Origin of the sequence: Legionella rowbothamii (assembly GCF_900639985.1) — a bacterium.
Taxonomy (GTDB): Bacteria; Pseudomonadota; Gammaproteobacteria; order Legionellales; family Legionellaceae; genus Legionella; species Legionella rowbothamii.
In genome coordinates, this window is record NZ_CAAAIM010000009.1 from 142,194 (window position 1) to 155,025 (window position 12,832).

Genomic DNA, 12,832 nt, shown 5'->3' on the forward strand with positions numbered 1-12,832 from the left:
TTTACAAATATTAGAAAAAATAATGAGTAAAGGAAATAACGGCAGCTTAATTCTTGAAGTGTGAGTCTATGCTATTTAGCGTAATTGGATAATTTCGGCATAACCTTTATTGCTAACCTTAATGACAGCCTCTACTTTTGATTTAGTTGTTTTTGCCAAATTCAAATCAATGGAGGGATTTTGGGAATAGCGAGCATAAAAATAATTCTGAGCACAAAAGCCTTTAATGAACATAGTACAATGAGAGGGTAATTGACTCCTGAAATAGACTGCTCGTTTTGGTTTAAGACAGACAGCGAGCGTTTGAAAATTTGTGTTGGACATCTTGTCGCAAGGATTAAAGCCAAAATCTAGGTCATAACCAAAAACCTCTCCATTTTCATCCACTTTCCAATTAATTGGCAAAACTAGAGATTGACGATGGGTATAGTCGTATTGGTTTTGTAGTCCATAATAAATTACAAATACTATTGGCATTAATATTGCGGATGCAAATAAGCTAGTGTTTCTCATTTTATTCTCGCTCGTAAAATAAGAAAATACAGCGCTGTAAACATCGTGAAAAGTATGAAGATAACCCCTGTATTTTGAGACAAAATCACCAGAGGTGAAGAGAAATCAAGAGATAAAGACAAGCTTAGCAAAAAGCAACAAGCAAGCGCCAAAGCATCAGCCGTCCAAAAAAATTGGTTAGAGGCATAGAATAGTAATAAATTGATTAGTCCTAAGATTAAAATAAAACTTTGTAGTCCAATATACCCGGTGGGCGCAATAATCTTCAAGCACATCACACAAACTGCACTTGTAATCGCAAGAATTAAAAAATTCTTTTGTTTAGGGCTCTGATTTTTTAAAAACATAATTACAACGGCTGCTGCAATATTAATGAGTATTACATAGATTTGAAACTGGCCTAGAGGTAAAAAACCATGCAGAGAAATAATATTATTAAAATAAATCATCAAGAAGCAAATGAATACACTTAAAAACAGTAAAGCTTGTATGGATTTTTGCATTGATACTTGAGCATGTACCAGTTTAGATCCTAAATAAACGAGTCCAAGCAAGGAGGGCATTAAATAGATAAGTAACGCTCTAAGCTCGATCAGCGACACATCATTTTCAAACCACCCTTGATCAGGAAGCCAATAGATAAGTGTTACAAAAAATAGTAACGCCCAGATAAAACTTACCACCCGTATTTGAGAAAATAAAATCAGAGGCGCACTCAAGAGAGCCCAATAAAAATGAGGGTAGTCAATTTCCCCCAACATAGAGTATTTATTTGAAGCAACAAAGATTGTTATCATGAATAGCGATAAAAATGCAACTAAGGCTGATTCAAAGTAAATACCAGAAGCGTTTCTTAAGTAAAATAAAGCTAATCCTGCAAACACCAATGAGGTCACGGATAAAAGAAACATGGATTTATATTGAAGTGAATAGACTTAATTCTAAATATAGTATGGAAATAAGGAAATACGATTTAAAATGAAGGAAGAACCCAGGGGGTTCTGGTTATAAATGCCTCGGGGGCCATTTATTTTTTATGCATATCCGGTGCAGGCCTTGAACTTTGAATTTAAACATTCACGGCCTGTCTTTTGATCAAGGGATTTAATTTCACTACTCGAGATTGTCAAAGATGATTATAACGATTAGATTGTCAACGACATTGTATGTTCTATAACTTTATCTTGTAATTTTTCTAATTGTTTATCCTTGAGTTGTGACGTGTCTTCTATAATAATTTTAGCTGCTTCAAAATGTTGCTCACCATAACTTAATAAGATGCTATTATCTAGTTTGTTTGCTTAAGTACTTTCAGTGTCATTTCCTAGAGCAGAACAATAGAGTAACACGCTCAGTTTATTCGACATTGGTAATGCTCTCATCAATTAATTATTAAATTTTTATTTTTTAATAATTGATTTAGTCGTTGGGCATCTTTAGGTGCGTTAGCCTTTTCATCATTATCAAAATAGCAATAAATGGTTTTACCTTTCTTATGCCAACTAATAAATTTATCCGCATATTCTATTAAGGTTGAATCTTCGTAAGCTCCATTATAGGCCTGTTCGTGAGGCCCATGCATGCGAATATAGATAAAGGGGCTTGTAACTATTTCTGGTGAGCGATACATTTTATGATCATAAAAACAAAGTGACATTTGATTTTTATCTAATACCTGATACAGCTCCTCACAAAACCAGCTTTTATGTCTAAATTCAAAAGTATATAAATAATTTTTGGGTAATTGATGAATAAATTGTTTCAAAGTAGGCATTTCTATTTTCCACCATGGCGGAAACTGGAATAATATAGGGCCTAATTTTTCTTCAAAATTACTAAAAGCCTTAAGTAATTTATTAACACTTTCAGTGCATTCTTTTAATTTTTGAAAATGAGTAATATATCGATTTGCTTTGCAGGAAAAAATAAAATTAGGTGGTGTTAAATCTACCCAATTTAGTACATTTTTTTCTTTAGGAATTTGGTAAAAACTATTATTAAGTTCCACACTATTCAAAATGCTAGCATAATAAGGCAGTATTAGATTGGATTTTATCTTTTGAGGATAAAAATTGCCTAGCCAACCCGAATAGCTCCATCCTGAAGTACCTATATTAAATGGATTTTTTGGCATAAAAATCTTAATTTTTTATAAAGGTATCTAAATTATAGAATCAGAATCTTAAGCTTTCCTTTATACAAACGCACTAAAGCAGCGATGATATCTGATTTGCTATCGAACCTAACTCGGTCGCATATGAATTAAAGACATCAAGCCGAAGTATTTAAAAGTCACACCGCTTGGTTTTCATTGCAAAGGGCCTTAAAAAAAGAAGTGGACGAAATTAAATCCATTTGTTCATTAATTAATAATTCCTTAATGATTTTCATGTAAAATCTAGCACAACTTGCCAATTATGTGATTTATTAGGAGATCCAATGTCAGCAACTCGTTCATTAACTAATTTTTATGGTTCTTTCTTCTTAGGTTGTGGCCAAGTAGCAGTTAGCCCTTACTTATTGACTTTAAATGCCTTTATGGGTTCTAAACCTAAAGAGGAAGATTTGATTTTAGGAATCGGTGCCTGTATTTTTTTCTCTACAATAGTGCCCATTTTGCCTGAAGTAACGTCATTTACATTTGCGGTTGCTGCATTTGCTGCAAGTCTAGCATTGGCAACAATGTTTGTTACTTACCCTATTTCTATTTTGATGGATGCACTTAATCCTGATGAACAACCATCTTCTTTAGGGTTTAGCTACTAAGAGTTCTGTTGTAGTTGATGTGGTTCAATGAACCACATCAACTACAGTCTCATCAATTTCTATAGATTATGCTAGAATTTGTTTATAGTGTTCTACTAGGATTACCTACTTATTTACTAGATATTTTAATACTTTTTGATTTGCATTTATCAACTGAAATTGCACCGAACTTTTAAATATTAAAAGTGGTTAATCCAGAATAAGAGATTTCTTACATGATTATGCGCGATTTTGAGTATAAGTAATTACAATTATCCGCTATGATTAAATAGTACGAGGAAGGACAGTGGATGTCTGAACAAGGATCATTTGAACGCATCAAGGACGATGCACCACCACAAGGATGTGGTTTTTCTCCTCGGAACACCAATCACTCTCGCTTATTATAAATATAACCCTTCGTTTTTAATCACCTTTTAGGCAAAAAATACGTGCGGACTAGTTATTTTCCAAGCAAGTATGAGCTATCTAAATGGTAAATGATTGGAGTATCCAAATAAAAAACACTTGCAGATATTAGAATGGCCATACAAACCATGGAGATTAGAGAGTTTATGACTTGGAAGAGACAATAAGCTCGTCTGCCATAGACGAAACACTCTGTGCAACATAACTAGTAACACCGGGTTTCTGCTCATTCAAGAATAATGCGGGGAAATTTCTGGGAGGTCTGTTAGTTAAAAAATTAGGGATGTTTGAATTTACATTGGCCGCCCAAAGATACACTTGATTTTTTAAGTGCTGATACATTGTTTTAATAGTTTGATTCAAAACTTCATTTTTATAATTTTCTTGTGATTCAATAAATGCATTATTCGCTGCAAAAATCCCCATAGAAGTTGCCATCGCCAGAACTCCCCAGCCCAGAAGGGGAAAAGCAGCAAAACTACTAAATAGTCCTAATCCAGAAAATAATCCTGATAATCCAGCACTGCAACCAGCTATAGAACCAAAAGTACCAACAAAAGCGAAAAACATTGGAGTGCCTGCCTTTGAGAAAGGAACAGAAGATGGATTAACAAATTCCTTTTCGATTAAAGATAGAATGGATTTTTCTTTAAATAATTGGCGTTCAATCATTATTTTTATAATGATTAACGATTGGTGTAAAGGGGATTGCTTATCGTTATCTCTATCTAAAAGTTGTTGATTAAGTTGTAAGAGTAAATATGATTCAAACGACATCGTTTTATCGGTTAACTGATACTTCTTGTCAATTGTCTTGATATATTCGTTAATGAACTCCATTAATTTTTGCTCATTTTTTTTCAATAGCATTTGAAGTTTTTGCTGCTCTTCCTGAGATTGTTGATAGGACAAATAAAATACAGCAGCGCAGGTGGTTAGAAAAAGAGTAATGGCTATTCCACCTAAGGTGAATGACAACAAGCCACCAATTGATGTGCCGGCTACACTAGAGACTATTCCAAATAGTGGCCACGCAACACCAGCACCTGTACCAACCCCATTAATTATTGATTTGAACAATGCCATTAAATATACCCTACTCATTAATGGTAACTAGAATTTAGGGATGCTGTTTTTACCTTCCCGCGTCAAGAACAACATACGCTTTTAATATTTCTGAATTTACCATAAGTGCTTATTGCTCACAAACACGCCATCAGAACCGCTAAAGAACTTTCAATCCTACAATTGAAAGTTCTTTGCTGGCGAAATAGGTTTAAAATCCTCCTGGTAAATTAATTGTCCCCGTAGAAGTCGGCGTAGCCGGATTCGAGTTAATGTTACAGCCTTTTGATTTTTCATTTACTGGGGTTACCGAACCACCACCATTAATCGTTAGGGTACATAAATTGCCATTACTTCCTGCAATTGTCATCGTTGAAGGAGCAGCAATACTTTTAAGTAAGCACGCAGGGCTTTTAGTCACCGGATCGGGGCATTGGATAGTATTATTAACTAATACTGATTTAAAGGGATAGCCAACATATAGCATGAAAGAAAACTGCGTTGTAGGAGGAGGAGTATCTCCGTTGCAAAGTTTCCCTTGAGTAACTCCTGGTTGGATATTTTCTAAGGTACACACTAGGGCACCTTTATTGAAGAAATGAACAGTTTTCGCAATGTTATCTCCATTATAAGCCGCTACGTAGAGAGAGTTGCCTGTCCCAAAGGCTGCATAACTAGGGGTATCTGCAGTGATATTGGAATTTAAGTTGCCTAAGCTTCTTAAATTTTGGATCCAGTAATAAATGCTAGGTAATGTTTCCCCTGGATCTGGAACGTTGCCTTGTTGCTCAAAATATTGCGCATAATACTGAGATGCCAGTGTTGGATTGCCTAAGGCCAAATATTTCAGCAAAGTGCCGCAATAAGCAGAGTTTTTAGGATCTCCACTACAAGGATTTTTCGCATCTTGGGTGTAAACTTGATTAACAAAACTGGCGTCGAATCCTAGATACAAGGAGCCGGCACTAATAGGTAAAGTGTTTGACGCTAAATTTTGATAATAGCAGGGTTGTCCTGCACAAAAATAAGTAGAGCGATCTTGCTTACCACCCCATACATTCCCCACAGAAAGGTAAGTTTGTCCAGTAGCGTTATTAGACCAGCCTGTAGGAAATACTCCTGAGTTAGGGTTTTGATTAAAATGGTAATGATTTAGAGCTTGCTCTTCAGTAGTATACAAATACAAACCAGTTTCTAAAATATCTTGAGGAGAACTATTATCTCCGGCGAAACTAAGTCCTTGGGTATTTATGCCCCACAGTACAATTCCCTGAGCTAAATTCATAAATTCTGCGCTATCTTCCTCATTGATATTGTCTAAGCTGTAAGGCATACCTAGCGCTGAGGATAAGCCAGAGTAGGGATCAAAACTACGAAAATGAGGGAACTGAGTGGCTTGATTACTGTCTTCACCATATTTATAGTTACAAATATCACGAATCAATAAGTTAACCATTCCACCGTATTGTTGAGCCCACGTTTTATCAAACTGTGCGATAGTGGCTGCTGAATCTAATAAATATCCCCAGTGGAAGCCATGATCAGTTAATGTGGTCGCAGTAAAAAAACCACTAGGAAAACCCATCATAGTATGCCAGTCGCTATTGTAGCTGTAAAACCAGCTTCCTTGAGCACGTGTACAATCACTTGCACCTCCGGGACAAGGGTCAGTATAATTTAAACCGGTTAGAAAACTAGTAACTTGTCCTTTGAGTTGTTGTAGCAATGTGTTTCTAATGTTTTGATATTTTGTTGCTGATGTACTATCTGAGCGCATCAACATATCAGCTATTTTAATTAATTGTGCTTCGCGACTTAATAATTTGCCTGTAGCATAAGTATCAGTCCAGGGATTTTTTGAATCCAGGTGTGGATCAGCGGGCATTGCAAAAGAGTAACTACCAATTTTAGTTAAATCACTCTGGCTTAACTTATTCGGTAATACGGGCAAGATCCCTCTAAAAGGCACTTGAGTCGTAAAAGTTGCAGTTTGTTCGGAATTACTAGGAACCGCATACAAGTGCATATTTCCTTTAAGAGTTTGAATTACTCCTTTATTGCTACTGCACTCATCATTTAATAAACAAGAAGCTTTATCCGCGCTGCTCATGTTCTTAATTTGCCAAGGGTAAAGCATTATCGCAGGCTGCTTTTGTACTGAAGCATTACTATAAAGAGTTTGTGTAGTGAAATTAAAATGCGTTATTACCTGCGAATTCGCTTTATCATATTCATAGCTAATAGCCGTATTATTAATTACGGTATATGCATATGCCTGTAATTGGAGCATCAATTGATTGGCTTCCGCATCAGATGAAGCAGGAATAGCGGCTAAAGTAAAATAGCTGTCCGCATCATTCGTATTGATTAATGTTGCAGGAACAATAGCTCCACTTCCTCCTTGACTGATTGGCACAATCACTGTTCCTGAGGCGGTTTTCCAGGTGCTAGCAGCTTTATTAGGATTCGAAAAATAGGCATAGTAATGATAATTTCCTTCTGAAGCATTCTTAGTTTTAAATAAACTAGCTCCATTTAGCTGAGTGAGAAGTTTCGCATCTTGGGAATTATTGAATTGCAAATAAGAAAGAGTTTGCTTGTTTTTCTTTTCAACAAAGATAAAAGGTGAACCTTCAACAATATTAGCTGTTAATAAGGGAGCATTATTTTGGGCCCATTGTGCTTTGACCATCCAGTCTGAATAATCAGCAACTAAAGGGGCTGTTCCTCTTAAATCTCCTGTGGTTACGGTAATGTCTAGAGTATTGGTATAGCCTCGATCTATATGTGCCGCATCCACATTCGCTTTTTGTAATGGGATGCCCATAGCAATACCTTGATCGCTTAAATTCACGGTAAGTGGATTAGGAATCATAAATAATGGTGATAAAAAATCACTATCTTTAAGTTGTCCTGCAGGTTTATCAACAGAAAGTAAAGGAGTCCACCATATCCCAGTGGTTGTAGGTTTATTGGCCAACCCAAATTGACTACCTCTAAAGAGTTTTTTTAAAGTGGAGTAATCATTGATTAATGGATAACCAGCATCTTTTGAAACCCGAGAGGGGTAGGTTTGTGCTAATTTAGAAATTTGCTGATTATCATAATATATGCCTTGACCCAAAGCAGTTTCTGCCTGCGCTCCATTGATATGCATTAATATGGTCAAAGTTATAAATGAGTAGTATTTTTTAACTTGATGTAAGACATACCGATGTTCTGCCATAAGTTTCTCTCTATTAATATTTAGTGGAACCTTTAACTTTAGCACCCATAAAAATTAATACAAATATTTTGAAAAATTAGATAATTTGCGCAAAGAGTTGTTGAGTATAAAGTGCGCAATTTCTCCTTTTGATGGATAAATAGCAACTCATTTATTAATGGGCAAAAACAATGAGATTTTGGTAATGTTAATGGCTTAATTTTTATCCTTATCTACGCGCTAGGGCGGACAATTAATTAATAGAATGATTAATTGAGAAATAAGGAAATGTTTACGGAAGTTGAACAATTTATATTAAGGCTAGATGATGAAATGCACGACCTTGACAATCCACGCACGACTTTTCCTCGTTTTGAATCATTCAAACCCTATGAGTTAATTAGTTTTGGAGGACATTGTTCATACTGAAGCGAATCTTTTTCAACGCAGCTAGGGCTTATCTTTCCAAACTTTTTTTCACATTGATAGGGTTATTTTGTACATATAATAACTACGGTATTACTTCTATTATTTCTATAGTAATTACTGATGCTATTTATTATACAAACTGAATAAGTAGCATCTTTGTAACAACCATTTTTATGTCCCTATTTATACAAATTTTTAATTTTTAAGTTTTGAATTGACATTTAAGTTCATTATTCCCTCATGTTTTTCATCTATTTTTTTTATTTCAGCTGAGTCCGATGCCAAGCCACTTTTTTCATATAGTGTTTTTGCTTTATCGCAATAATGAATTGCCATCTCATAACAGTTTAAATCACGATAGCAAGATGCTAGTCCGGAACAACAAAGCGCGCGTTCTTTAAAGCCAGTATACAGATCAAAAGCTTTATGAAATGCATTACAGGCTTGTTGAAGATTGCCTGATTTAAATAATTGAACCCCTTTATCATAAAGAGCTCTTGGATTCTCCAACTTTTTTAGCTCTAATAACGCGGCTAGTGAAATTTTATCTGTAACATATTGGTTATTATTAGAATTTGCTTCGTTTGTAGGGGATACGATTTCAGGGTTTCCACATAAATAGTAAACGCTGGACTCTTGTAATCCCGTGGGCCCGCCAAAAGTATACATAGGAATAGGCTTATTTGTCTTTTGCTTTTCTAAGAACTCTGATGAAGTGTAAATTTCATCTGACCAAGGGTCACAAATTACTGCGTCCCCCCAAGTGCTTAAATTGTTTGGATCGCTATTCTCTTTTCTACCAATAACAACGAACTCATGAAATTTTAGTTGAGCAACCTCAACACAACTATTTGGGTATTTGCTTTTTATCAACCATCTAGTCCAATTTGCTAATTCCCCGCAACATCCACCTTTGAGTTGGCTTTCTAACGTCCTCATTAAATTCTGCTTTTCAAGACTAGCTACCGTTTTATATTGATCCCTAAATTGCTGCAAAAGAACTAATTGAGGGACAAATTCCTTAGGCGATTTATCAAATAAATCTTTCCTGTTTAAACCACCATAGGGATAGCGTAGTTTTTTTGCCTCTATTCCGTATTGAGCGTATATAAGATTTGTATTAATTTCAGGCATATGTGTACTCTATTCGGCTAAATTAGCTCTAATATTACACTTAGTGTGTTTTTTTGCAAAGTTCAATGAAATGATGAAAGCTTTTTTTAAGCACTTGAATTAATAAAGGCTGAGAAACTTTTTCTTCTTTGTGATCAGAAACTTCTCCCTGGATTATTTTTCTATTAGTATAGTTTATAAATTTTAAATGTAATTATTGAGATCTGAAACAAGATGTTTTAGGGGTAAATTACTTTTACACGGATTACAAGGATTTATAATGGTTCGAATAATTGTTTTAGTCACGGCTTTGCTTAATTCTTTTTGCGCAAATGCTTTTACCCGGAATTTCGAGGAAATTGCAGTTAGTGTTGATGCTTTAGCAACAACTGTAAGTTATCTAGCTGACATGCAATCCAATTATCAATGCCAGATTAAACTGGGGAGCACCTCCATTTATCTTGGGGCCTCTAGAGACTGTTTGTATGCGCATGATATTTCCTGTGGGCTTGAAGGAACAAATTATTCATTAAAAAATCTGCAGCTAGCAGAAAAAGATGCTTGTGATCGCCAAGTTGCCATTCAAATATCTATTTATGAACTTAAGCAGATTATTAAAGAGCTAGAAAATATGAGCCCAACTGAGGCATCTTAGGCGTTCTCAATCAGGATTTCGCAATTAATCGCATGACACTGGGTTGATGGGGGATATGTTTGCGGTAGCGTGGTTGTGTCGCTCTCTCGATCTGTCAAATTTATCGTGGCTGTTAGCCTTTTCTAGCTAAGTGCAAATTCTTTTGCATACAACATTAGAGAGCTGAAGTATGCCCAAGACTCTTGGCGCTAGAGTGGATGCTGCACGGGAAATACTTCAATCGCATCAGAACCATAAAACAGGAGGGACAAACAGATGAAAGCGTTTATTCTAGACAAATACAATACAAAGGTCCCCCTGCGATTTGGCGAAATGCCAGAGCCTGAAATGCGTGATGACGAGGTTTTGGTCAAAGTACATGCCGCTGGTATTAATCTTCTAGACACTAAGATTAAGAATGGCGATTTCAAGTTCATCCTACCATATCGCTTACCACTAATCCTTGGCCACGATGTGGCCGGGGTAGTAGTGAGAGTTGGGGCTCGTGTACGCCGATTTAAATCAGGAGACGAAGTATATTCCCGACCAGATGATTTACGCATCGGCACTTTCGCCGAACTCATTGCTATAAAAGAAGATTCACTAGCACTCAAGCCCGAAGCACTCACCATGGAGGAGGCTGCTTCCATTCCGCTGGTCGGTTTGACCGCTTGGCAAGCGTTGATCGAGAAGGCGAATATTAAGAAGGGGCAAAAGATTTTCATCCAAGCTGGCTCCGGTGGTGTCGGGACATTCGCAATCCAGTTGGCAAAGCATGTAGGAGCCTTCGTTGCGACGACGACGAGCACGGCGAATATCGATTGGGTAAAGAGTCTCGGTGCCGAGCTCGTCATCGACTACACGAAGGATGATTTCGAAAATATCCTGGAGGGATACGACGTCGTCCTGAATAGCCAGGACAGCAAAACGCTCACTAAATCACTAAGCATCCTTAAGCCCGGTGGAAAGCTCATCTCGATCTCCGGACCTCCTGATCCTGCATTTGGAGAAGAAATCAGGGCGTCATGGTTCAAGAAATTGATCATGCGTCTATTAAGCTATGGTATCAGGAAAAAAGCCAAACATCGTAGCATCAGTTTTTCATTTCTCTTCATGAAAGCAAATGGCAACCAGTTGCGCGAGATCACCACACTCATCGATTCCGGTGCCATTCACCCAGTTATTGACCGTGTCTTTCCGTTCGCGGCGACGCAGGAGGCAATGGCTTATGTCGAAACAGGGCGCGCAAAAGGCAAGGTCGTCGTCCGAGTGGTGTGAATATAAATTTCATGATCGTCGCAGCGACGATAAGTTCATTGGCGAATAATTAATATTTAGTTGATTGGAGAGTCATAGGAGTGCGCCCGAAATAAAGAAAACGACCGTGCATAACCCATGGGACGATGCGCCAACCAAAAGGGTTGATGTCGTAGGAACTAAATTTCCTCAACCATATCTCATCGGGGCCCGGTCAACTAAACTATGAGCTAAACTGAAGTTTATTTCTCTTTGCAAAAACTTAATTTAACGGTGTTGGGGGGGGCTGAGAAATTCCGTATGCCAAGCCCCCTATAAGTCAGTGGAGCGGTACTACTGCGGGGCAGGCAGATAGGATAACTGAGTTTCATCCTCATTGGACGCATCTACTGTAGCAGATCCAGACGTTGTTGACCCAAAAAAACCTATTTGTGAGGTTGCTCTTAATTTTTGATAAGAGGGGGATCTTAAAAGTAGTGCTTCTATTCCTAGATGTCCATTAAAAAGAGCCTGCTCATGCGGAAATAATAAAATACGTGCTGATTGATAACTTTCATGTATTTTTTTTTCTAATTCATGATGTATCCTCTTGCTTTTATTAGACCACATGGATTGCTGAGGAACAAAAGTTGTTCTAAATGATTCTGAATCAAACAAGGTTGGTAGGAATGCGTCGTGGGCAACTAGAAAATGAACAGCATCGAGGTGCCCTTCTCTTATTGCCAAATAAATAGGCCTGATCCCTCGCGGTGTCACTTCTGTTATTCCCCCTAAAAGATTCAGATCTGCTCCGACTTCTTTAAGAGCCTTAAGAATTGGAACAAAACCTTTTAGTGCCGCTAAATGAATAGCTGGAAGATTGCTAGGGCGGGACCAATAATTCGGGTCTATTCCAGAATCTTTCAAAAAGTTAAATAACTCGATACTACTTTGGGGATTCATTGCGGCTAACGCCATCAGCGTATTTCCATTTTGATCGCATCGGCTTAAATCCGCCCCTAATTGTTTCCATTTTTTTATTGCGTTCCAATCTCCAAGTTGTGCTGATTTCCAAAATGAAGGTAAAATACCTTGTGGATTGATACAACGATCCAAAAGTTCTGGGTGAATCTTTGTTTGAAGAAATAAGAGCAATGATGAATACGACTTTGGGGGTTCCTGAATAATACCTGCTAATACAAGCTCTAAGACTGGAATACTATGTTCAACACTATAGACTCGAGTCAATAGATTAAGAAAAGCGTCTGCTTTTTTATTTTTCTTAACTGATAAATCAATGAGCATACGTTTTAGGATTTTTATTACTTCACAACATTGCTCGTTACTCTTAAACATCAACCAACTCAGAACATTGGAATGTTCCTTAGAGAGATTCATTTGCTCTGGGGGAACATCGTACAAATAATATTCTGCTTTATCATGCTGGATTAATAATTTTATAG

Annotated in this window: 10 protein-coding genes; 3 read left to right on the forward strand and 7 right to left on the reverse strand. The window is 36.9% G+C overall.

Features of this window, described 5'->3' with window-relative positions:
* Positions 1-75 precede the first annotated feature (75 nt).
* The 3 genes from E1P08_RS14190 to E1P08_RS14200 all read right to left on the reverse strand — a co-directional run bounded on the left by E1P08_RS14190 (position 76) and on the right by E1P08_RS14200 (position 2,647).
* The gene (locus E1P08_RS14190) at positions 76-513 is read right to left on the reverse strand and encodes a hypothetical protein (RefSeq protein WP_133137661.1); all 438 of its coding nucleotides are present in this window, start codon (positions 511-513) and stop codon (positions 76-78) included.
* Positions 510-1,424 (reverse strand): hypothetical protein, encoded by a 915-nt coding sequence (locus E1P08_RS14195; protein ID WP_133137662.1) that lies wholly within the window; start codon positions 1,422-1,424, stop codon positions 510-512. The genes E1P08_RS14190 and E1P08_RS14195 overlap by 4 nt, the downstream gene beginning before the upstream one ends.
* A gap of 470 nt (positions 1,425-1,894) precedes the next feature.
* A complete protein-coding gene (locus E1P08_RS14200; protein WP_133137663.1) occupies positions 1,895-2,647 on the reverse strand; it encodes a DUF72 domain-containing protein in 753 nt (250 codons plus the stop codon).
* A 305-nt stretch (positions 2,648-2,952) separates the two neighbouring features.
* Between E1P08_RS14200 and E1P08_RS14205 the strand changes: the two genes are divergently transcribed.
* Complete coding sequence (locus E1P08_RS14205) at positions 2,953-3,279, forward strand: hypothetical protein (protein WP_133137664.1); 327 nt, start codon at positions 2,953-2,955, stop codon at positions 3,277-3,279.
* A gap of 552 nt (positions 3,280-3,831) precedes the next feature.
* Here the strand turns inward: E1P08_RS14205 and E1P08_RS14210 are convergent.
* From E1P08_RS14210 to E1P08_RS14220, 3 genes are all read right to left on the reverse strand, one after another.
* Entirely contained in the window at positions 3,832-4,773 is a 942-nt protein-coding gene (locus E1P08_RS14210; protein ID WP_133137665.1) for a hypothetical protein, read from the reverse strand.
* Between the two features lie 190 nt (positions 4,774-4,963).
* On the reverse strand, positions 4,964-7,978 hold the full coding sequence (locus E1P08_RS14215) for a glycosyl hydrolase (RefSeq protein ID WP_133137666.1): 3,015 nt from the start codon (positions 7,976-7,978) through the stop codon (positions 4,964-4,966).
* 603 nt (positions 7,979-8,581) lie between these two features.
* Entirely contained in the window at positions 8,582-9,520 is a 939-nt protein-coding gene (locus E1P08_RS14220) for a hypothetical protein (RefSeq protein ID WP_133137667.1), read from the reverse strand.
* Positions 9,521-9,779: 259 nt separating this feature from the next.
* On the opposite strand from E1P08_RS14220, the gene E1P08_RS14225 reads away from it, so the two are divergent.
* Together E1P08_RS14225 and E1P08_RS14230 are read left to right on the forward strand one after the other, a co-directional pair.
* Positions 9,780-10,154: a hypothetical protein gene (locus E1P08_RS14225; protein ID WP_133137668.1), complete on the forward strand. Its 375-nt coding sequence runs from the start codon at positions 9,780-9,782 to the stop codon at positions 10,152-10,154.
* Between the two features lie 255 nt (positions 10,155-10,409).
* A complete protein-coding gene (locus tag E1P08_RS14230) occupies positions 10,410-11,411 on the forward strand; it encodes an NADP-dependent oxidoreductase (protein ID WP_133137669.1) in 1,002 nt (333 codons plus the stop codon).
* Between the two features lie 312 nt (positions 11,412-11,723).
* Here the strand turns inward: E1P08_RS14230 and E1P08_RS14235 are convergent.
* Positions 11,724-12,832: ankyrin repeat domain-containing protein (locus E1P08_RS14235; RefSeq protein ID WP_133137670.1), on the reverse strand; the 1,109-nt coding region annotated here is incomplete at its 5' end.